Source organism: Acinetobacter sp. Q186-3 (genome assembly GCF_013420655.1).
Lineage (GTDB): Bacteria > Pseudomonadota > Gammaproteobacteria > Pseudomonadales > Moraxellaceae > Acinetobacter > Acinetobacter indicus.
The window spans coordinates 100639-121219 of the sequence record NZ_VOXS01000002.1 but is presented as its reverse complement, the minus strand read 5'-3'; the positions used below and the strand labels follow the sequence as shown (position 1 = coordinate 121219).

General features: G+C 45.7%; 17 protein-coding genes and 1 pseudogene. 9 read left to right on the top strand and 9 right to left on the bottom strand.

Annotation, left to right across the window (positions count from 1 at the left end; translation table 11 throughout):
• Positions 1-160 precede the first annotated feature (160 nt).
• Positions 161-1237: an AAA family ATPase gene (locus FTT64_RS02315; protein WP_168370327.1), complete on the top strand. Its 1077-nt coding sequence runs from the start codon at positions 161-163 to the stop codon at positions 1235-1237.
• On the opposite strand, the gene FTT64_RS02310 is transcribed toward FTT64_RS02315, so the two are convergent.
• The gene (locus FTT64_RS02310) at positions 1226-1642 is read right to left on the bottom strand and encodes a PH domain-containing protein (protein ID WP_168396663.1); all 417 of its coding nucleotides are present in this window, start codon (positions 1640-1642) and stop codon (positions 1226-1228) included. The two genes, FTT64_RS02315 and FTT64_RS02310, sit on opposite strands and share 12 nt — an antisense overlap.
• A 121-nt stretch (positions 1643-1763) precedes the next feature.
• Positions 1764-2678, bottom strand: coding sequence for a lipid A hydroxylase LpxO (gene lpxO / locus FTT64_RS02305; RefSeq protein ID WP_104471810.1), 915 nt, complete (start codon positions 2676-2678; stop codon positions 1764-1766).
• Positions 2679-3167: 489 nt separating this feature from the next.
• Here lpxO and fadB point away from each other — a divergent pair, with 489 nt between their 5' ends.
• Both fadB and fadA read left to right on the top strand, forming a co-directional pair.
• Complete coding sequence (gene fadB / locus FTT64_RS02300) at positions 3168-5321, top strand: fatty acid oxidation complex subunit alpha FadB (protein WP_168396662.1); 2154 nt, start codon at positions 3168-3170, stop codon at positions 5319-5321.
• A 12-nt stretch (positions 5322-5333) separates the two neighbouring features.
• Positions 5334-6506, top strand: coding sequence for an acetyl-CoA C-acyltransferase FadA (fadA, locus tag FTT64_RS02295; RefSeq protein WP_004975824.1), 1173 nt, complete (start codon positions 5334-5336; stop codon positions 6504-6506).
• A gap of 150 nt (positions 6507-6656) precedes the next feature.
• Here fadA and FTT64_RS02290 read toward each other — a convergent pair whose 3' ends face one another.
• Both FTT64_RS02290 and FTT64_RS02285 read right to left on the bottom strand, forming a co-directional pair.
• On the bottom strand, positions 6657-8018 hold the full coding sequence (locus FTT64_RS02290) for a nucleobase:cation symporter-2 family protein (protein WP_168396661.1): 1362 nt from the start codon (positions 8016-8018) through the stop codon (positions 6657-6659).
• 548 nt (positions 8019-8566) lie between these two features.
• Positions 8567-9316, bottom strand: coding sequence for a hypothetical protein (locus tag FTT64_RS02285; protein ID WP_104471815.1), 750 nt, complete (start codon positions 9314-9316; stop codon positions 8567-8569).
• A gap of 284 nt (positions 9317-9600) precedes the next feature.
• On the opposite strand from FTT64_RS02285, the gene FTT64_RS02280 reads away from it, so the two are divergent.
• Entirely contained in the window at positions 9601-10284 is a 684-nt protein-coding gene (locus FTT64_RS02280; protein WP_180181997.1) for a DsbA family oxidoreductase, read from the top strand.
• A 65-nt stretch (positions 10285-10349) separates the two neighbouring features.
• Here FTT64_RS02280 and FTT64_RS02275 read toward each other — a convergent pair whose 3' ends face one another.
• On the bottom strand, positions 10350-10550 hold the full coding sequence (locus FTT64_RS02275) for a dodecin family protein (protein WP_005181715.1): 201 nt from the start codon (positions 10548-10550) through the stop codon (positions 10350-10352).
• A gap of 405 nt (positions 10551-10955) precedes the next feature.
• Between FTT64_RS02275 and FTT64_RS02270 the strand changes: the two genes are divergently transcribed.
• From FTT64_RS02270 to FTT64_RS02250, 5 genes and pseudogenes are all read left to right on the top strand, one after another.
• Positions 10956-11117: a hypothetical protein gene (locus FTT64_RS02270; RefSeq protein WP_168369786.1), complete on the top strand. Its 162-nt coding sequence runs from the start codon at positions 10956-10958 to the stop codon at positions 11115-11117.
• 322 nt (positions 11118-11439) lie between these two features.
• On the top strand, positions 11440-11619 hold the full coding sequence (locus FTT64_RS02265) for a hypothetical protein (protein ID WP_005181710.1): 180 nt from the start codon (positions 11440-11442) through the stop codon (positions 11617-11619).
• Positions 11620-11628: 9 nt separating this feature from the next.
• Positions 11629-12948 carry a hypothetical protein gene (locus tag FTT64_RS02260; protein ID WP_180181998.1) on the top strand — a complete coding sequence of 440 codons (1320 nt, stop codon included), beginning with the start codon at positions 11629-11631 and terminating at the stop codon, positions 12946-12948.
• 262 nt (positions 12949-13210) lie between these two features.
• Positions 13211-14173: pseudogene (locus tag FTT64_RS02255) on the top strand (hypothetical protein); the annotation flags it as partial.
• Between the two features lie 96 nt (positions 14174-14269).
• A protein-coding gene (locus FTT64_RS02250; RefSeq protein ID WP_373685922.1) for an IS3 family transposase occupies positions 14270-15657 on the top strand; the annotation gives its coding sequence in 2 pieces (ribosomal slippage) (positions 14270-14764 and positions 14767-15657; 1386 coding nt in all).
• Positions 15658-15711: 54 nt separating this feature from the next.
• Here the strand turns inward: FTT64_RS02250 and htpG are convergent.
• The 4 genes from htpG to FTT64_RS02230 all read right to left on the bottom strand — a co-directional run bounded on the left by htpG (position 15712) and on the right by FTT64_RS02230 (position 20563).
• The gene (htpG, locus tag FTT64_RS02245; protein ID WP_005181707.1) at positions 15712-17631 is read right to left on the bottom strand and encodes a molecular chaperone HtpG; all 1920 of its coding nucleotides are present in this window, start codon (positions 17629-17631) and stop codon (positions 15712-15714) included.
• 92 nt (positions 17632-17723) lie between these two features.
• Positions 17724-18068: a lysozyme inhibitor LprI family protein gene (locus FTT64_RS02240; RefSeq protein WP_016659674.1), complete on the bottom strand. Its 345-nt coding sequence runs from the start codon at positions 18066-18068 to the stop codon at positions 17724-17726.
• 171 nt (positions 18069-18239) lie between these two features.
• Entirely contained in the window at positions 18240-18839 is a 600-nt protein-coding gene (locus tag FTT64_RS02235) for an OmpW family protein (protein WP_163146198.1), read from the bottom strand.
• Between the two features lie 356 nt (positions 18840-19195).
• Positions 19196-20563: a Na+/H+ antiporter family protein gene (locus tag FTT64_RS02230; RefSeq protein ID WP_005181697.1), complete on the bottom strand. Its 1368-nt coding sequence runs from the start codon at positions 20561-20563 to the stop codon at positions 19196-19198.
• Between the last annotated feature and the right edge of the window lie 18 nt (positions 20564-20581).

Genomic DNA, 20581 nt, shown 5'->3' with positions numbered 1-20581 from the left:
ATCGATCTCGTCTGCTCTAGCATGATGTGATGGTGATTCTGCTATTTTCAAGCATTGCCGCGCAAGCATGCCGGCAGAAATGACATGATTGCTACAAAGTCTTAGTGCCACAGACAAATTTTGCTATGCTGAACAGCTTGTCCCGCTCAGGATTCAGTTTATGCACACCGTCCACTCTGCCATGCATATTATTCAGCCGACCACCTCAACACATGCGACATCGGAAAAAGACCGCCTGATTGGCAAACCGCGCTTTCATTTTGAACCGCGTGAAGTGATGCAGCTGCTCAGAACCCGGATTATTGGACAGGACACAGCCTTAAATGAAATTGAAAAAATGCTGCATGTGGTCAAGGCAGATTTTTCCAGCCCGGAACGTCCGCTGTCGGTGACGCTAATGCTGGGGCCAACTGGCGTCGGTAAAACTGAAACTGTCCGGCTGATCAGTGAAGCGATTTATGGCCGCCCGGATGCTTTTTGCCGGATTGATATGAACACGCTGGCACAGGAACATTATGCAGCAGCACTCACCGGTGCACCGCCGGGCTATGTTGGCTCCAAAGAAGGCCATAGCCTGTTTGATGAAACTGCGATTGCAGGCAGTCACACCCGCCCCGGCATTGTGCTGTTTGATGAACTGGAAAAAGCCTCGACTGAAGTACTGCGCGGGCTAATGAATGTGCTGGACACCGGCAAACTGACCCTGACTTCTGGCACCAAAACCATCGACTTTCGCAATTGCATGATTTTCATGACCAGTAATGTCGGTGCCCAAGCTGCGCAGCAATATCTGGACAAGCTGAATCTGTTCCCGAAAAAAATGCAGGACCTCTGTCTAAAACGTCTGCCGGCCAGACAGATTATTGAAAAGGTGATGCAGCGCCGTTTTGATCCGGAATTTCTCAACCGGATTGACCGGACCCTGCATTATGCGCCGGTCCAGGAAAATGCCCTGCCGCAACTGGTCGAGATTGAACTGGAAAAACTGAACAAACGCCTGCAGCATCAGAAGCGTCAGGTACAGCTGACCGATGCCGCCAAAGCCTACTTTTATCAGGGACATGATATTCGCTATGGCGCCCGGCATTTGGGCCGCCGCATGCGCACCGAACTGGAACCGATTCTGGCGCTGTATTTCCTCAGTCATCCAGAGCAGCTTAGTCTGTGTCTGGACTGTCAGGATCAGCAGCTGTTGATTCAGCCGGACCCAGCGACCAGCACTGAATCAGGACGATAAAGGCTGTTTAATCGCGGCGCAGAATTGCTCCGGATGCCGCGGCGACACCAGCACAAACTTGTTCACGCCATCTTGCTGATAGTCAATCTTTAAGCGTTTTAAGGACATGGCCGGAGATGCCACCGAGTTATTGGTCGGTGATACTTTTTGAATCTGCGCCAATGGGATGCGCCAGCTTACAAACAGGCAGCGGATGGTGAGGCAGTCTTCGCTCACACGATAGCGGGTATTCCACACCGGCCACCAGATCACCACAATCGTCAGCAGATACACCGCAGTATGCACCGGATACGCTTGCATGGTGCCTTTGGCCTGCATGGTCAGCAACAATTGCACCAGCAGCCCGGTCATACAGATCAGAAAGGCCAGCACCCACCAGTCAATTTTGGAACGAAATTTCTGCATTATTTTCCCCTTTACTGTCTGTATCTTACACAAAATTTATGGGGGCTGCTGTATTGGGCCGTGCAGAAAAAAACGCCCATGTGGGCGTTTTGGTTGGAGTGCAAAAGATCAGAATATCATCTTAAAACAGATAAGGGCGTATAAAAATCAGGAAGAATAGCCCCAGCATCAGCACCCATTTTAAAATGTAATACAGGGTCCGGTTTCTGGCTTTCAGGGCCTTGGCCTGAATCCGGATCTGATAAACATAGGCAAAGGCTTTATTCAGGCCGCCAGTGCGGTCCCCGACTTCATTGGGTGAGCTGGCCGCCGTCATCACCTTTTTACCAAACCAGTGATTAAACTTTTGCATCCAACGGGTAGTTAACGGCCGCTCGACATCGGCAAAGAAAATAATCCGGTTTTGCTCGGTACCATTTTCAGCATAGTGAATATAGGTTTCATCAAATACCACACTTTCACCATCGCGCCATGAATAGCGCTGGCCATCGACATCAATAAAACAGCGCTCATCATTCGGGGTCATTAAACCCAAATGATAACGCAGCGAACCGGCATACGGATCGCGGTGCCGAACCAGGCGGCTGTCTGGTGCCAGTTCGGTAAACATTGCCGCTTTAATACTTGGCAAGGTTTTTAATAAGGCCGTGGTTTTCGGGCACAGCTCGGCCGCAGAAGGATGCGCGGTGTCATACCATTTCAGGTAAAAGCGTTTCCAGCCAGTTTTAAAGAAAGAATTAAACCCCAGATCATCATATTTGCTGGAGGCCTTAATGCCGCCTTGTTCATACAGCGCTTTGGCCTCATCGCGAATCATCTCCCAATGTTCATCCAGCACTTTTAAATCCTGAAAATGCTGGGTGTCGATGTAGGGCTGATTCGGTACGCGTGAAAAGCGGTACATCAGGAAATTAATCGGGGCGAACAGGGTCGAATGGTCAAAGAACTGACGATAAAACGAATGCCGAACTTTGCCGCGTTGCTGGATATAAAACGCTGAAATGACAAAGATGGCCAGAATAATCCACTTAAGCATAGCAATATCCGGGAAATTGCCGCCCTGTACAGGGACAACAGACAAGCCAAAATATCGGCGAGTATAACAAATTTAGCCAGGCCAATCAGCCAGGCGTTTAAGACACAGCGTTGCAAAACTGGCGCTGTTCAGGTGCTTGCAATGCCCTGTCCATTCACACAAATTGACTTTTTTGACCAAAACACCACAACTCCGGCATGGGCAGTAGCAGCTTTTTCCGTTATAAACAGAAGGCAACCGCGCCAAAAAAGTAAAACTGAAACAAGTACTTCATCTGCTTTTAAGCGAAATAAGCAGGAGAAGAAAGGGAACAAGACCTTGATTGGGCATAGAAAAATTGATGACCCTTGCGTCACGGCTTGATACAACTTGTTATGTTCTTTTTCGATATAGTTATCGTAAGATTAGCGAGGCATAGAAGTGTGCGGGAAATGCACACTCGCTTCACAACATCAACTTAGAAATCCTCCAAAATAAAGGAGATCAGGCATGATCCACGCTGGCAATGCCATTACCGTCCAAATGCTTTCGGACGGAATTGCAGAATTCCGCTTTGACTTACAAGGTGAGTCGGTCAACAAATTTAACCGTGCAACGATTGAAGATTTTAAAGCTGCAATTGACGCTGTCAAAGCCAATAGTGAAATTAAAGGCTTGGTGGTCACTTCAGGCAAATCGACCTTCATCGTGGGTGCAGATATCACTGAGTTTGGTGAAAACTTCGCACAAGGCGAACAAGCAATTGTGGAATGGGCCTTGCCTGTTCACGACATCTTCAATGCTTTTGAAGATCTAGATATTCCTAAAGTCGCTGCCATTAATGGTATGGCGCTGGGTGGCGGTTTTGAAATGTGTTTGGTATGTGACTACCGTGTCATGTCCGAACAAGCGCAAGTCGGCCTGCCAGAAATCAAGCTGGGAATCTTCCCAGGCTTTGGTGGTACAGTACGTTTAAGTCGTTTAATCGGGATCGACAATGCGGTGGAATGGATGGCAATGGCCAATCCGAAAAAACCAGCCGCAGCATTAAAAGATGGTGCAGTAGATGCCGTTGTTGCCGCAGACAAACTGACTGAAGCAGCGGTTGATCTGGCTAAACAGGCAGCAGCTGGCCGTCTGGACTGGAAAGCAAAACGCCAAGAAAAATTAGACCCAGTGAAATTGAACCCACTTGAACAAATGATGGCGTTCAACACTGCAAAAGGTGCGGTATTAGCCAAAGCGAATCCTGCACAATACCCTGCACCAAAACTCATGCTTGATTCTTTACAAGCAGGTGCAAGCTTGCCACGTAATGACGCACTCAAAGCGGAAGCGGAAGGCTTTGCTAAAGCTGCGGTAACGCCACAAGCAGGCGCGTTGATTGGCTTGTTCATCAACGACCAAGTGGTGAAGAAGACCTCGAAAAAATATGAAAAAGGTGCGCATCCTGTGAACCAAGCGGCTGTACTCGGCGCGGGTATCATGGGTGGCGGTATTGCTTACCAAGCGGCAAGCAAAGGCACACCAATTATCATGAAAGACATTGGCAATCCACAATTGGCATTGGGGATGTCTGAAGCAAACAAATTGCTGACCAAACAAGTTGAACGTAAAAAAATGACACCTGCCAAAATGGGTGAAACTTTGGCACGTATCCGCCCAACTTTAAGCTATGACGAGTTTAAAGAAGTAGATATCGTGATTGAAGCCGTGACTGAGAATCCGAAAGTCAAAGGCATTGTGTTGGCTGAAACTGAAAAATCAGTACGTGAAAACACCATTATCGCGTCAAACACATCAACCATTTCGATTACACGTTTGGCAGAAAACCTACAACGTCCAGAAAACTTTGTCGGCATGCACTTCTTTAACCCAGTGCACATGATGCCATTGGTAGAAGTGATTCGTGGTGAAAAAACTTCACCTGAAGCGATTGCGACTACTGTGGTGCTTGCTCAGAAAATGGGTAAAACACCAATTGTTGTGAACGACTGCCCGGGCTTCTTGGTGAACCGCGTATTGTTCCCTTACTTCGGTGCATTTGATCTGTTACTGAAAGATGGTGCGGACTTCCAGCAAGTCGACAAAGTCATGGAAAAATTCGGCTGGCCAATGGGTCCTGCATACTTAATTGACGTTGTCGGTATCGACACGGGCGTTCACGGTGCAGAAGTTATGGCAGAAGGTTTCCCTGACCGCATGAAGCCTGACTATAAAGGCTCAATCCAGGTGATGTATGAAAACAAACGTCTTGGTCAAAAAAATGACGTTGGTTTCTACAAATATGAATTGGATCGCAAAGGCAAGAAAGCCAAAGTGGTTGATCCAACTGCATACGAGCTTGTGGCATCTGTGGCAACATCTGAAAAACGCGAATTTGATGCACAAGAAATCATTGACCGTATGATGCTGGCGTTCTGTAACGAAACGGTTCGTTGCCTGGAAGACAACATTGTCGCAACACCATCTGAAGCCGATATGGCGATGATCATGGGTGTAGGCTTCCCTCCATTCCGTGGTGGCCCATGCCGTTATATCGACCAAACAGGTGTTGCTGAATACGTTGCGCTTTGCGACAAATATGCACACTTAGGAAAAGCTTATGAAGCGCCACAAATGTTGCGTGACATGGCTGCTAACAACAAAAAATTCTACGGTTAAGGAGCAACGTGAATGGCTACTTTAAATCCACGTGACGTTGTCATCGTTGATGGCGTACGTTCTGCAATGGGTAAAACCAAAAACGGTATGTTCCGCAATGTACGTGCTGACAGTCTATCGGCTGAATTGGTTCGTGCTTTAGTTGCTCGTAACCAGTTTGATGTCAACGAAGTTGAAGATGTGATCTGGGGCTGTGTTAACCAAACCCTAGAACAAGGTATGAACATTGGTCGTAATATTGCTTTATTGGCTGATCTTCCAAAAACAGTAGCGGGTCAAACTGTAAACCGTCTGTGTGGTTCTTCAATGCAAGCAATCCACACGGCTGCAGCACAAATTGCAACCAATCAGGGTGATATTTTCATCATTGGTGGTGTAGAGCACATGGGCCATGTGGGCATGATGCACGGTATCGACATCAACCCTGCTGCATCGAAGCACTATGCCAAAGCATCAAACATGATGGGTTTAACTGCTGAAATGTTGGGTCGCATGAACGGTATTTCGCGTGAAGAGCAAGATGCCTTTGGTGTGGAATCACATCGTCGTGCATGGGCTGCAACACAAGAAGGTCGTTTTAAAAACGAAATCATTGGCATTGAAGGTCATGACGCAAATGGCTTTAAACAGCTATGCGACATCGACGAAGTGATCCGTCCAGATGCCAACCTTGAGGCGTTCCAAGCTTTACGTCCTGTATTTGACCCGAAAGGCGGTACGGTCACTGCGGCAACATCTTCAGCATTGTCTGATGGTGCATCTGCGATGCTGCTTATGTCTGCTGAACGTGCACAAGCTTTAGGTTTAAAACCACGTGCGGTGATTCGCTCTATGGCAGTTGCAGGCTGCGATGCAGCAATCATGGGTTATGGCCCTGTACCTGCAACACAAAAAGCGCTTAAACGTGCAGGCTTGTCAATTGCAGACATTCAAACTTTTGAATTAAACGAAGCGTTTGCTGCACAAGGTTTGTCTGTTCTTAAAGGCTTAGGCATTTATGATCAGCAAGATCGTGTGAATTTGAACGGTGGTGCAATTGCACTCGGTCACCCATTGGGTTGTTCAGGTGCGCGTATCACCACCACATTGCTGAACGTGATGGAACAACAAGATACCCAAATCGGTCTTGCGACCATGTGTATCGGTCTTGGTCAAGGTATCGCGACCATTATCGAGCGTGTTTAATCTTTAAATACCGAGATAAAAAAATCCCCGTTTGATACGGGGATTTTTTATATTCGCGAAAATTATTCAAAACAAAACGCCCCATGTGCTACATCGGGCATTTTTAAATTGCATCTCAATCACGACTGAAGCAAGCTTCAGCTCATCGCCTTAATGTTCCGGCTTGGCCACTGTGGTTAACACTGGCTCAACCGTTGTCTTTTTACCAAAATGAAGATGGTTAAACAGGATATTCAGGAAAATCGCCATCACACAGGTCGAGCTAATGCCCGAATGGAACAGGGTTTTAAACCAGGTTGGAAACTGGGCATAGAAAGAATGATCAATAATTGGAATCATCCCGGCAGCCAGAGACGTCGCGACAATAATCAGGTTTTTCTGATCGCTATAGTCCAGTTTAGATAAAGTACGAATTCCGCTGGCCGCCACTGTACCAAATAGGACCAGACCAGCGCCGCCTAATACCGGCGTAGGAATGGAAGCAATAATACGGCCCATAATCGGTAGCAGGCCCAAAATCACCAGAATCAGGCCACCGGCAGCTACCACAAAGCGGCTTTTCACACCGGTAATCGCCACCAGTCCCACGTTCTGGGCAAAGGCACTTTGCATAAAGGTGCCAAAGAAGGGCGCTACTGCTGAGGAAATCATATCGGCGCGCAGGCCATTGGCAATACGCTTGTCATCTACTTTGGCACCGACAATATCTCCCACCGCAATAATATCGGCCGTGGTTTCAGTTAAGACCACCACCATCACAATGGTCATGGCCAGAATTGCGGACAGATGAAAAGTCGGTGCGCCAAAGGCTAAAAAGTCAGGAAAGGCAAACCATGCGCCCTCACCCACTTTGGAAAAATCGCCAAAACCCAAAGCATAAGCCAGAATCGAACCGATCAGAATTGCCAGTAAAATTCCGGTACGGCGAATGGTTTCAGAACCAAAACGGCTTAGAAGCAGCAAAATCCCCAGGGTCATGGCGGCCAGACCAATATTTTGCATAGAACCCCAGTCGGGTGCATTGCTATTGCCGCCCATAATCCAGCGCACAGCCACCGGCAATAAAGACAGGCCGATGATGGTAATCACACAGCCGGTCACCACCGGTGGAAAGAAACGGATAATCTTGGCAAAGAAAGGTGCCAGCAATAACCCGATTAAGGAGGAGGCAATCACCGCGCCCAGAATGGCATTAAAACCGCCACCCGTGGTGGCAATACCGACCATGGTGGCCACGCCGGCAAAGGACACGCCTTGTACCAGTGGCAAGCGTGCCCCGAAATATTTCACGCCTAAGGTTTGTAACAGGGTCGCCAGTCCGCCCATAAATAATGAGGCAGTAATCAAAATCCCAATTTGCGCAGCAGTTAAACCGGCCGCTGTGCCGACAATTAACGGCGGTGCCACAATACCGCCATACATGGTTAATACATGCTGTAAGCCATAAGTCAGGCTTTTTCCTGCCCCTAAAAATTCATCTTCGGGCGAAATATTCTGTTTGCTCGTTGTCATATGTAGCCCCACGCCGCAGCTCAGTGATGCTTTTCTCTGAAGCCATCTTTTAAAAATATACTGGCCCTTGCCTGCATGTTGCAGACAAGCGCTATTCCTGCGGGATTGGAGCAATTACTATGCCATTTTAAAAAAAAATCTGCCGGATTTTGCTGGTAAATCGGCACCAACATGAGGAGGAGATGAACTAGTTAAAAACAAGAAAGAATAGAAAGATAATTTCTTAAATTTTAGAATTTTATCAATTACTTATACCAATATTTTTTCATTCATAATTTTATTCTTTTCCTCTTTTTAAATGGATCACGCACGATGCTGTCCATGTATATAACTCGTAGCCATCCACACCCTTAAAAAGCTCTAGAGGCTGTACACTCACAGTGCATTTTCACAGCCATCGCGGCCAGCAGCAGCACTAAAATATGTCCTGAGCCTGTGGCCAGGTGATCATTAAGAATGCACCTTGCATCTGCCGATACTGCCCCATGACGGTGTTGGGGCAGTATTAAGCTTTGGCTTAAAACAGGTGCAAGAAGTTGAGCTGTTACTTACAGTTTTTCAGCCAATGCCTGCTGATGCGCCTGGGTAATCTCCTGCATTTGCTGATTCAGCTTGAGCATGTCCTGATAGGCCTGATTAAACTGTTTCAGGCCTGCATCTTCATAGAACATAAACAGGTTGTTTTTCATTTCCCAGCGATTATTTTTTAGAATCCCAAGCAGCACATAGGCCTGACTCAGGCTCTGTTTTTCCAGCTCAAACAGCACTGTGCCTTCATCATTCTGGCGGCTTTCCAGCAGAGATTCACTTAACTGACGGCGTAGATGCGATTTAATCGGTAATTCTTCAATTTGGGCCAGCGCCTGTGCTTCATGTTCAGTCAGATGCTCCTGATATAGCTCCATCATAGCCTTGACCTGTGACAGCATCGCTTCAGTTTCGGCATAGTCCTGTTTTTTATCTTCATTCAGGCGTTTAATATCCAGAAACTGATCCCATTGCAACGCTTTCAGTTCGCGTAAATAGCTGTTACGCGCTTCGGCACTTTGCACCAGATGGCTAATCACAAATTCAGCCATCAGGGCATAATCACCGCTTAAACGCGGATCGGACGGATCAACCTGAATCGGGGTCGACCAATCCTGCGCCTGTACATAAATCTGCTCGGCCTTGTCATACAGTACGTTCTGATATTCGTGTAATTGGGTCAGTTCTTTTTGTTGTGCCTGATATTGATAAAACATCAATCCAAACACGGCACAGGTCACGAGGACGATGATCCACACTATACGTCGCATATCCTGTCCTCTTGTTGTATTTCTCGTTATCATAACGCTTTGTTGTTGTATCGCCTGTTTTTTAGACAAAATTATTCAACAAAGCACACAAAAGATCAAACAATAAAAATGACTTAAGTGATTTATTTTATTCAGCTAATTTTTTTATTGTTTAGCTCATTTTCAAAAAATATAAAGTGATGAGGATGAAAAATACGGTTTGCTGGCGGCAAAGTACCCATCTCGGCTTTAATTCAGGCAAATCATCCCCATCAATAGTTGAAAACAAGGCAAAGAGAATATTCATGCGTGTAGATATCTGGTCCGATGTGGTCTGCCCTTTCTGTTATATCGGCAAAAAACGTCTTGAAGCCACGGCAGCACAGGTCGGCGTAGAACTTGAGGTGCACTGGCACAGCTTCCAGCTTGACCCGGAGGCACCGGAACGTCAGGAAATTTCCAATTCTGAACGTCTGGCGCAAAAATATGGCCGTACCCTGGCGGAAGTAGAAGACATGCAGCGCAATATTGCCAGCATGGCTGCTGAAGAAGGCATCCAATTTAACTGGGAACAGGCCAATTCCGGCAATACCTTGAATGCCCACCGTCTGATTCATCTGGCGCAAAGCAAAGGCTTGGGCAATGAAGCCAAGGAAGCCTTTTTCTACAGCTATATGACCCAAGGTCTAGCCATTGGCGAACGCGAAACGCTGGAAGATGTCGCTGCGCGTATCGGTTTAAACCCGGTGGAAGTCGATGATGTGCTCGATTCTGATGCCTATGCCGATTTTGTGAAATTTGATCAGGATGTAGCACGTGATCAGCTTAAAGTGACGGGCGTACCCTTTTTTGTATTTGACCAGCGCGTTGCTTTAGCCGGTGCACAGCCACGGGAAGTGTTTGAACAGGTGCTGAAAAAAGCTTTGGAAACACCTGCAGACAACGGCGCGCAATGCCAGGATGACCAGTGCGATGTACCGGAACAATAAGCAGTTGTATCTTTAAGCAGCTCTGTCATAAAAAAATCCCCTTACGGGGATTTTTTCTATGTGCCTTATTCCACCAGGAAACTGATTTTTAAATTGACCCGATACTCGGTAATCTTATTGTCCTTAATCACCACTTTCTGTTCATTAATCCAGGCACCCTGCAGGTTTTTGACTGTTTCACCGACTTTGGCAATGCCGCTTTGAATGGCATCTTCAAAACTTTTATTACTGCTGGCATTCACTTCTACTACTTTTGCAATCGCCATGATTGATCCCTCAGTGTTGGTATAAACGTTCATCTTAGAATAAAAAATAGACAATAAAAGAGCGCTTAACCATAGCGCGTCAAAAACTTACATCTCTATACAGATCAAGGGATTTGTACAGAGATGACGCGTGGATGGGGCAAAAAATCTGGAGATTTTTTCATCTTAAAACAGGATGATCTCGTTCTTGTAAAAATCATCATTAATTTAAATCTTGTAGCTAAATGATTAGAGCAATTATTCTAATTTATTGTTTTTAAATGTTATTTTTTAACAAAAAGTCTTAAACTTGCCGATATGATCATTTTCTCTCAATCACAACGCGCTATCATAGCTGTTGTTTGAATACACTCTCCCACGATGACTTTTCTCCCAAGTCATCCTTTTTTTGTGAAGGTAAGATTGATGAACGTTTTAAAAGCGCTTGGCCTGTTTATGGTCACCCTGTATGCAGCCAATGTATCAGCAGAAATGGTTTATGTACCAAGCTTCCCGACTGAAAAAGCCCACACTGAAACCGTGAGCAACGATCAGCCTGCAAGCGCTGAACAGAACAAAGAAGCTTAAGCACTTCTTTAAATACAAGCAGACCTCAGGTCTGCTTTTTTTATTGCGGTTTGGGACCATTCTGCGCCTTGCACCTGATCCGACCGGACAATTTGAGACTGACATTTTTTGTCAATTCGGCAGCATGATCTGTTTATTCTCTGATTTAACTGAAATTTATCTAAAAAATTTTTTAATATTTCTTATATTGAAATCCCAATTTCTGTCATAAATGCCTAAAAATCCACAAAAGCTGACATTTTTTTTCATGTAATTTTTAGTGAAATACCTATAATCAAAGTGATCCAAAACAATTATTTAAGTACAGGTTGATGAGAGAGCAATGCACGAACTTCAAGCCCTGATTCAGAGAAAAATTTCTCCACAAGAGATTAATGTAGAAAATCTGGTGGCGCTGGCGGAACATTATTCACAGCCGCATTCTGCCGAATACAAATTGGTTGAACTGGCCCTGAATATTGTCCTGGCCAGTTATCTGGAAAAAGCACAACAACTGGTTTAAGTTTCCACCATGAATACTTTAGAAAAATCCCGGCTGATTAAAGAACTGCATGACCTGACGGGCGCACTGGAGCGTCGTTCCTTGAGTCTGTATGAAACCGCCAAGGCCAAAAGCCGGATTAAAAGTATTTTTGTTGAATGCGACCAGCCGCTGTTTAAAAAACAGATTCTGGCCTATAAGGCACAGGTGCAGCCGGAACGTTCTGCCGAAGAATTTGCGCGCGACACCATTTATGCATGTTCTTTTCGGGGGGTGTTTCAGCAGGTTGAGGCTCTAGAACAAGCTTTATATACCCAGCCCGATTCAGGTTGGGCCATCTTGTATCAGCCCGCCTCCGGCTGGCAAATCTGGCTGATTCCGGCACCCGCACGTACTGCCCTGCTCAGTGACTGGGGCAATCTGGAACAGGTCTATCGCTGGATGTTGCAACAGCAGCATCAGTATCGCAGTCTGCACACCGATCTGGAATTACTTAACCAGCAAAACTATGCCGCAACGCAGGCCTTTCAGCATACCGTCGCAGCACGTTCATCTGTAGCGATAGAACCTGAAGAAGCAGCTCAGCAGTTCAAGCCTACCAAAGCCGCACCTGTTCAGCCTGAACAGCAAGCAGAGTCTAGCGCCCGTCATCTGCTGCTCAATCAGCTCAGCTGCCCGATTTCCGAATTACCCCTGGACCATCTGCCGGCGGAAAAACTGTGCTGGGTATTTTTACCGGCCCGGCCTGAAGTGATGCAGTATGCCGATGTGCTGGTTCATGATGCAGAGCAAGCGGCTCTGCTCAAACGCCCCGGTTATGTGGCCGAGCAAATTAATGCCCAAGGCCGTTTTATTAAATATCTGGTCTTGTTTGGCGCCTTGGATGCTATGCAGGCCACCCGTTTTGCCCACGCCTTTAGCCAGCAGCATGAACATGAAATTGCCGCAATTCGTGAAATAGACAGCGCTGTACTGGAAAGCCAGCTGTTTGCGCTGGACAGTCTGTTTCAGTGCTATCAACATGCCGAGCAGATGATCTGGCACAAAGAAGATTATTATCCGTTTATTCCGCTGCACCTGATTCATACCCAGAAATTTATCCAGTTTGAGGAAACAGCAGCCACGCTGGCCACCCCGCTGATTTTATTAAAAGAGCGACAAAAAATTCGCCTGATTCATGGCCAGCAGCGTTTACAACTGGCGCGTACCGAACCGGCCTATCCCTATATTCTGCTCGATCGTCAGCAGGGCGTGAGCTGGCAAATCATTCAAAAAGTCTTGAATCACCTGCCTGCGCCGGTCGACCCTTTACGTCTGGTTCAGGCCATTCAACGGCTCACCGCCAGTTAATGTTTATGTTTTTGTAGCTGCATCTTGCTTTTCGCCTGAAGATTTTCAACACTAGCAAAAAGAGCTTAAAGATCAGTAAATAATGCCAAGAAAAGTACATTTTATAGCGCCATCATTATTATTATTTTGCCTGTTAGGCAGTGGATATACGGTTGCAGACAACAATACCAACCTGGAGACAGAACCGCAGACCGCACCACCAGGTTATGAGGTGCCACTGGTGCCCGAAACTGAGGCGGGTAATGGTTTTTTCTATACCCTGCCGCGGCTGATTGATGCCACCCCGACCATTTTGCCGGAACAGTCGAATGAACCGATTGTGCCGCCCACGCATGAAACCGAAGAACAAAGCTGGGTAGACCGGCGCCAGAAGCAGATTCGCCATTGGGCAGACAATACCGCACATAAAATTGATAACTGGTTTGGAGAAACCAGCCCGGAGGAACCGGCCTCTGCGACCTTGCGTATTCTGGTCGACAGTCGCTGGAACAAATATGATGACTACGATATTAAACCGCGGGTACGTGGCCGGATTAAACTGCCGACGCTGGAACGCAAATTAAGTCTGGTCTTTGGTGATGACTCACTGGATAACGAACTGCAAAACAGTGTTGCCATTACCAATGAAAACCCCAGCAACAGCCCGGACAAAACCCTGGATGGTCGACGGGCGCGTGAAGACAACAGCTCCCTGGCCTTACGCTGGTCTGACTTCACTGAACGCTTACCCTTTGAAACTGATGCCGACCTCGGGGTGCGTTCCGGTGATGATATTTATGCCCGTTTAAAAATTGCCAAGGACTGGGAACTGGTCAATGACTTTTCCTTTCATGCCGAGCAGATTTACCGTTACGGCCTCGACAGTGAAAACTATTTAAGAACCAACCTGGAACTTATTCATGCCCGGCCTGATCATCCGTTTTTAAGCAACCAGTTTAGCCTGACCTATGCCGATGAACAGGATGATGACCTCAGATGGGACAATTACAGCTTTAGACAGCACCAGTTTTTCCATGGCAACCGTTTTAACTACGGGCTCTACACCGGCGGTTATTATCATAATGATGATTTACGCCTGAACAGCTGGGGGCCATTTGTGTCCTGGCGTCAGCCGTTCTTGCGCGAATGGTTTTTTGTGCAGGGCGACCTGAATTACTATAATGATGACCGTGAAGACCGCAGCCATTTCCCGAGTGTCTTGCTGCGTTTAGAAGCCCTGTTCTAAAACCGTCAACAATATAATCGTGCATTAAAAAACCTCCCGCATGATCTGCACCCCGAAATTTGGACACTCTTAGTCCAATTTGAAGGGTGCTTTTCTATGGCTAAATATTCTCAACAGTTTAAACTTGAAGTTGTTCAAAATTATTTATCAAATAAAAATGATGATGGGTTTAGAAAAACAGCTAATAAATATAAATTAGACAGAGCTACTATTCGACAATGGGTTGCTATATACCAGACTCTTGGCGAAGACGGCTTGAAACCTCAATCTCATCGCATAACCTACTCTACAGAGTTCAAACTTAAAGTTGTTCTTAAAATATTGAATGATGGCTTGTCACTTATCGATGCTTTAAGATTTTTTAAATTAAAAGAAGTTGGAACTCTTTCTACATGGTTGCGCAAATATCAGGCACACGGTATAGATGGCTTAAAATCTAAGCCCAAAGGACGCCCCAAACAGATGCCAAAGCCACAGCGACCTAGAATTAAAACCTCACAAGAAGATCGAAATAAAACTCAAGAACAGCTACTTGAGGAATTGGCGTATCTACGGGCAGAGGTCGCTTATCTAAAAAAGCGGAGAGCCTTGATTCAGAAGCGCAAAGAACAGGAAAAAGCCGAACAGCAACGGCTGCAAGATTCATATCTGAATTAAGGCAAAGCTATCAATTAAGGCACTTGTTACGTACATCAGAAATGGCTCGAAGCACTTACTTTTATCATGAGCAGCAATCAAAGCGTGAAGATAAATATAGTGACCTTAAACAGCAAATTAAGGCGATATATCATAAACATAAGGGACGATACGGGTATCGCAGGATTACACTTGCCTTGAAGAATTTGGGGTTTACCATTAACCATAAGTGTGTTCAACGCTTGATGCAGTCCATGCAGCTCAGATCATGTATTAGAGCTGTAAAGTATCGCTCTTATAAGGGGCAAATTGGTAAAATTGCTAAGAATGTGTTGCAGCGTCAATTCAAGGCAGACAAGCCCAATCAGAAGTGGGTAACAGATGTAACTGAATTTAATGTACGCGGTGAAAAACTTTATCTGTCACCCATAATGGATTTGTTTAATGGTGAAATCATTGCGTTTCAGCTCCAACGTAGACCACTGTTTGGTTTAGTTAAAGATATGTTGAAAGATGCTATCGCCAAGCTCAGCCCGAATGATAAGCCAATTATTCATTCAGATCAGGGCTGGCAATATCAAATGAGATTTTATCAGCAACAGCTTCAACAGCACGGGCTTATTCAAAGTATGTCGCGTAAAGGTAACTGTCTAGACAACGCTTCAATGGAAAGCTTCTTTGGAATACTTAAATCAGAATGTTTCTATGGTGAGGAATTTAATTCAGTTGAAGAGTTGGAACAGACCGTGAAAGAATATATTCATTATTACAACCATGAACGAATCAAGGTTAAATTAAAAGGACTGAGTCCTGTACAATACAGAACTCAGTCCTTAAAAGCTGCTTAATCAAACCGTCCAACTTATTGGGGTCAGATCACGCAGGAGGTTTTTTTAATAGGCTTATTTTAAGAGCAGACTGTTGATGCGTTTCAGGTACTCTGCCGGATTTTCTGGTAGTCCCCCTTCTGCAATCAGGGCCTGATCAAAAATCACATTGGCCAGATCATCAAACTGAGCCGAACCTTGCAGTTTTTGCACCAACGGATGCTGCGGGTTAATTTCCAGAATCGGCTTCATTTCTGGCACCGGCTGACCGGCATCTTTTAGCATGCGGATCAGCTGTGGCGACAATTCCCCGTCAGCCGTAACCAGACAGGCCGGAGAGTCGACCAGTCGTGTGGTCACGCGCACTTCTTTGGTTTTGTCTTTCAGCGATTCAGACAGCTGCTCCACCACCGGCTTAAACTGCTCTGCAGCCTGTTCCAGTGCCTTCTTCTCTTCGGCATCTTGCAGATCACCCAAATCGACCGCACCTTTAGACACGTTTTGCAGCGGTGTACCATCAAACTCATGTACGAAGTTCATGGCCCATTCATCAACACGTTCAGTCATCAGCAGGACTTCAATGCCTTTTTTCTTGAACAGCTCCAGCTGCGGCGAGTTCTTGGCCGCGGTCAGGCTATCTGCGGTTACATAGTAAATGGCTTTCTGGCCATCCTGCATCCGCGCTTTATAATCTGCCAGTGAAGTGCTGACCTCATCCTGAGTGGAGGTTGCATAGCGTAATAATTTCAGGATACGCTCACGGTTACCAAAGTCTTCGCCCAGGCCTTCTTTTAGGACCGAACCAAATTCACGATAGAAAGTCTTGAAGTTGTTTTGGTCTTTTTCATCTTCAGATTTGGCCAGACCATCCAGCATGGTCAGCACACGGCGTGCGTTACCTTCACGGATAGTTTTCACGTCGCGGCTTTCCTGTAGCAGTTCACGGCTGACGTTCAGTGGTAAATCGGCGCTATCCACCACACCCTGTACAAAACGCAAATAGTTTGGAATCAGGTTGTCAGCATCATCCATAATAAATACGCGTTTGACATACAGCTTGATGCCAGCTTTGGCTTCGCGGGTAAAAATATCATGTGGTGCTTTTGGCGGAATATACAGCAACTGGGTATATTCGGTGCTACCTTCGACACGGTTATGCGACCAGGCCAGCGGTGCCTCAAAATCATGGCTCAGGTTTTTATAAAACTCGATATACTGTTCTTCGCTAATCTCGTTTTTACTGCGGGTCCATAAAGCACTGGCCGAGTTAATCGCTTCCCATTCATCAGTTTTCACATACTGGCCGCCTTTTGGCTGTTCACCTTCCGCTACTTCCTCTTCCTGCCAGACTTCTTTTTGCATTTGAATGGGCAGGCTGATGTGATCAGAATATTTATTGATAATCTGCTTCACTTTATAGCTTTGCAGATAGTCCAACGCATCTTCACGTAAATGCAGGATGATGTCGGTGCCACGACCTTCCTTGTTGATTTGCTCGACTTCAAATTCACCGGTGCCACCGCTGATCCAGCGTACACCTTCCGATGCGTCCAGACCGGCACGGCGTGATTCTACGGTAATTTTATCGGCCACAATAAAGCCAGAGTAGAAACCCACCCCAAACTGGCCAATCAGCTGGGCATCGGCTTTTTGATCACCGGTCAGCTTGGACATAAAGTCTTTGGTGCCGGATTTGGCAATGGTCCCCAGGTTATCAATCGCTTCCTGCTGGCTTAAACCAATACCGTTATCGGAAATGGTCAGGGTATTGTTCTCTGCATCCAGACGCACACGCACGCGCAGGTCCGGATCATTTTCATAATATTCAGGATGGTTGATGCCTTCAAAACGCAATTTATCGCAGGCATCAGAGGCGTTAGAAATCAGTTCACGCAGAAAAATTTCAGGGTTGGAATAAAGAGAATGCGTCACCAAATGTAAAAGCTGAGCCACTTCAGCCTGGAAACTGTGTTTTTGTGCGCTTTGTTCGCTCATTCATCACTCCTTAAATTGACAGCATTGTTGTATTGGAATGCCTTATGAATTGGAGTGAGGCGACGATTTTTCAATAGGAAAACAAAAAAATATTAAAATGGGCCCTGCTGATAGACCCGCTGCATATACTGCTCCAGCTTTTGCTGACGCATCTGGTAAACCTGGGTCAGACATTCAACCGACTGGCCACAGCGGTCACGCAGGGCCAGCCAGCGCACCTGTTCATCCCGTATAGCCGAACGTGTCCCCATCGGTACCAGACGGTTAATAATTTTATAGGTGGTGGCCATCTTCACATCGGCATCATTAACATTACGATGTTCACAAATGGCATGTTCGGTTGGGGTTTGAGCACGTTCACAATTAAAGCTGGCTGCAGCGGCAGGCAGGCTGATCAAACTGGCGAAGACCAAGGCAAAGGTTGTATTTCTATTCATATTTGATCTTCTCACTTTTTCATTTCTTTCATTTCATTCACTACAAATTAAATGAAAACGAATACTTAACTCAATATTCTGATTTTGTTCTATTGTTATCATTTTGCAATAAAAAGGCCCCATCACAAGGATGGGGCTACGCTGAATTTTATTATTGGTACTTTTTTATAATTAGAATTTGTAGCTATAACCGATGGTGTACACCATTGGATCGATATCTAAATCGAATTGGGCTGCCACATCACCACTTAAAGTAACTTCAGGGCTAAGTTGCGCATAACGTGCATCAAAGAATACGCCCCAGTTTTTGGCATCTGCTGGCTGGAAGTTAAAACCAATCTGGCCGGCAAAACCAAAATCTTCTTTTACTTTCACATCGGTATCACCCAGACCTTTGGTACGCTCATCCCAAGCCACAAATGCGGTACCACCGACACCAATGTACGGTGTAAAACCGGTATTGTTTTTAAAATGGTATTTTGCCGTCAGCGTTGGTGGTAAATGTTTAATACGTACCACATCTGTACCCGCTAACTGAACATCATGGTTAATTGGTGCAGCTAAAAGCAGTTCTGTCGAAATATTGTCATTAAAGAAATATTCAACTGACGGGGTAAATGCATATTCATGATCTGCCTCAACTGTTGCGCCGCCTAGATTATAATCGCCTGTAGGTGCTACAACCGAACCGCCCAGCTTGACTTGCCATTGGCCTGCCATCGCAGAAGCAGAAAGACCCATTAATGCAACGAGTGTAATTTGCTTTAACATTTTAATACCCCACTGGAAGATTATTTATTCAAAAATTAAACATTAATTAATAATAAACACGTTATAAATTAATATGCAATACTTATCCGATATAATAATTTTATATTATTTTCAAACTATTGATTATTAAATTAATTTATTTTAACCAACCACACAACTTGGTTTTAAATACCAACCTGATTCATCAAGATTAAATAATAATATTCAGATTAAAATACTCAGGTTTATTTTAAACACTCTATAATATATATTTTAAATACATCTATTATTAGATTATCAGAATGATTATAAGATTTATTATAAATACATCTATGATTCAAAAAAATCCCGGGATTTTATTCCCGGGATATTTCAGGTTAAAGCACCATGGCGGCAATCCAGCCAAAAATCATCAGCGGGATATTAAAGTGAATAAAGGTCGGCACTACACTGTCTTTCATATGGTCATGCTGACCATCCATATTCAGGCCTGAGGTTGGCCCCAAGGTCGAATCCGAAGCAGGTGAACCGGCATCGCCCAGTGCAGCCGCAGTCCCAATGATCGCAATAGTTGCTGCAGGACTAAAACCAAATTGAATACAGAGCGGTACATAAATAATCGCCAGAATCGGAATGGTAGAGAATGATGAACCGATACCCAGAGTAATCAGCAAACCAATCAACAACATTAAAAAGGCTGCAAGTGCCTGGCTATTACCAATCCAGTCAACCGACGCTTCAACCAGCGCAGAAACCTGTCCTGTTGCCTCAATCACGGCAGCAAAACCTTGCGCAGCAATCATAATAAAGCCAACCAGTGCCATCATCCGCATACCGGTAATAATAACATCGTCCGCTTCTTTCCACTTAAAGATCCCGGCACAGCTCAGAATCGCTACACCAACCAGACCGGCCAGAATCATCGAATCTGAATACAGCTGCACGCCAAGGGTTACCAGAATCGCAATGACTGCCATCCAGATGGTGAACGTCGCCACTTCAGGTTGACCTGATTTTTGTGCCACACCCATTTCAGCCGAAATGCTTTGCTGCTCTTCAATATGCACGTCTTTATATTCACGTGGCTTACGGTATGAGAAAAACACCGCGATCAGCAAACCGACAAACATCCCGAATACCGGAATGGCCATCGCTGTTGGAATCTGGTCATAGCTGATCTCAAATCCATACGGCTTGCCAAAGGTATTAATATTATGGCCCAGAATATCATTCAGGAAGATGGCGCCAAATCCGACCGGCACCAGCATATAGGTGGCCACCAGACCAAAGGTCAATAAACAGGCCACCAGACGACGGTCCAGTTTCAGGTGGTTAAATACCATCAACAATGGCGGAATCAGCACCGGAATAAAGGCAATATGTACCGGAATCACGTTCTGGGAGAATACCGCGGCAATGGCCACCACCAGGAAAATAAAGTATTTGACCCGGTTTTGCGCTTTCAGATCGGCCTCACCCTTTAAGGTGTGAATCATTTTATAGGCCAATAAATCAGGTAAACCTGAACGCGCCAGAGCCAGTGCAAAAGCACCTAAAATACCGTAGGCCAAAGCAATTTTAGCACCACCGCCCAGGCCATTATTAAACGCCTCTAAAGTACCTTGCAGGCCCAAACCAGCCAGCAAACCACCCGTAACGGCACCAATGACCAGTGCAAAAACAACAGGAACACGTGCCAACGACAGCCCGAACATGACTGCGATGGCGGCAAGAATTGCAAACATAAGAAAAGACGGATCGAG

Coding starts and splice junctions, on each gene's coding strand:
- FTT64_RS02315 (WP_168370327.1), top strand. CDS start 161: ATGCACACCGTCCACTCTGCCATGCATATTATTCAGCCGACCACCTCA.
- FTT64_RS02310 (WP_168396663.1), bottom strand. CDS start 1,642: ATGCAGAAATTTCGTTCCAAAATTGACTGGTGGGTGCTGGCCTTTCTG.
- lpxO (WP_104471810.1), bottom strand. CDS start 2,678: ATGCTTAAGTGGATTATTCTGGCCATCTTTGTCATTTCAGCGTTTTAT.
- fadB (WP_168396662.1), top strand. CDS start 3,168: ATGATCCACGCTGGCAATGCCATTACCGTCCAAATGCTTTCGGACGGA.
- fadA (WP_004975824.1), top strand. CDS start 5,334: ATGGCTACTTTAAATCCACGTGACGTTGTCATCGTTGATGGCGTACGT.
- FTT64_RS02290 (WP_168396661.1), bottom strand. CDS start 8,018: ATGACAACGAGCAAACAGAATATTTCGCCCGAAGATGAATTTTTAGGG.
- FTT64_RS02285 (WP_104471815.1), bottom strand. CDS start 9,316: ATGCGACGTATAGTGTGGATCATCGTCCTCGTGACCTGTGCCGTGTTT.
- FTT64_RS02280 (WP_180181997.1), top strand. CDS start 9,601: ATGCGTGTAGATATCTGGTCCGATGTGGTCTGCCCTTTCTGTTATATC.
- FTT64_RS02275 (WP_005181715.1), bottom strand. CDS start 10,550: ATGGCGATTGCAAAAGTAGTAGAAGTGAATGCCAGCAGTAATAAAAGT.
- FTT64_RS02270 (WP_168369786.1), top strand. CDS start 10,956: ATGAACGTTTTAAAAGCGCTTGGCCTGTTTATGGTCACCCTGTATGCA.
- FTT64_RS02265 (WP_005181710.1), top strand. CDS start 11,440: ATGCACGAACTTCAAGCCCTGATTCAGAGAAAAATTTCTCCACAAGAG.
- FTT64_RS02260 (WP_180181998.1), top strand. CDS start 11,629: ATGAATACTTTAGAAAAATCCCGGCTGATTAAAGAACTGCATGACCTG.
- htpG (WP_005181707.1), bottom strand. CDS start 17,631: ATGAGCGAACAAAGCGCACAAAAACACAGTTTCCAGGCTGAAGTGGCT.
- FTT64_RS02240 (WP_016659674.1), bottom strand. CDS start 18,068: ATGAATAGAAATACAACCTTTGCCTTGGTCTTCGCCAGTTTGATCAGC.
- FTT64_RS02235 (WP_163146198.1), bottom strand. CDS start 18,839: ATGTTAAAGCAAATTACACTCGTTGCATTAATGGGTCTTTCTGCTTCT.
- FTT64_RS02230 (WP_005181697.1), bottom strand. CDS start 20,563: ATGTTTGCAATTCTTGCCGCCATCGCAGTCATGTTCGGGCTGTCGTTG.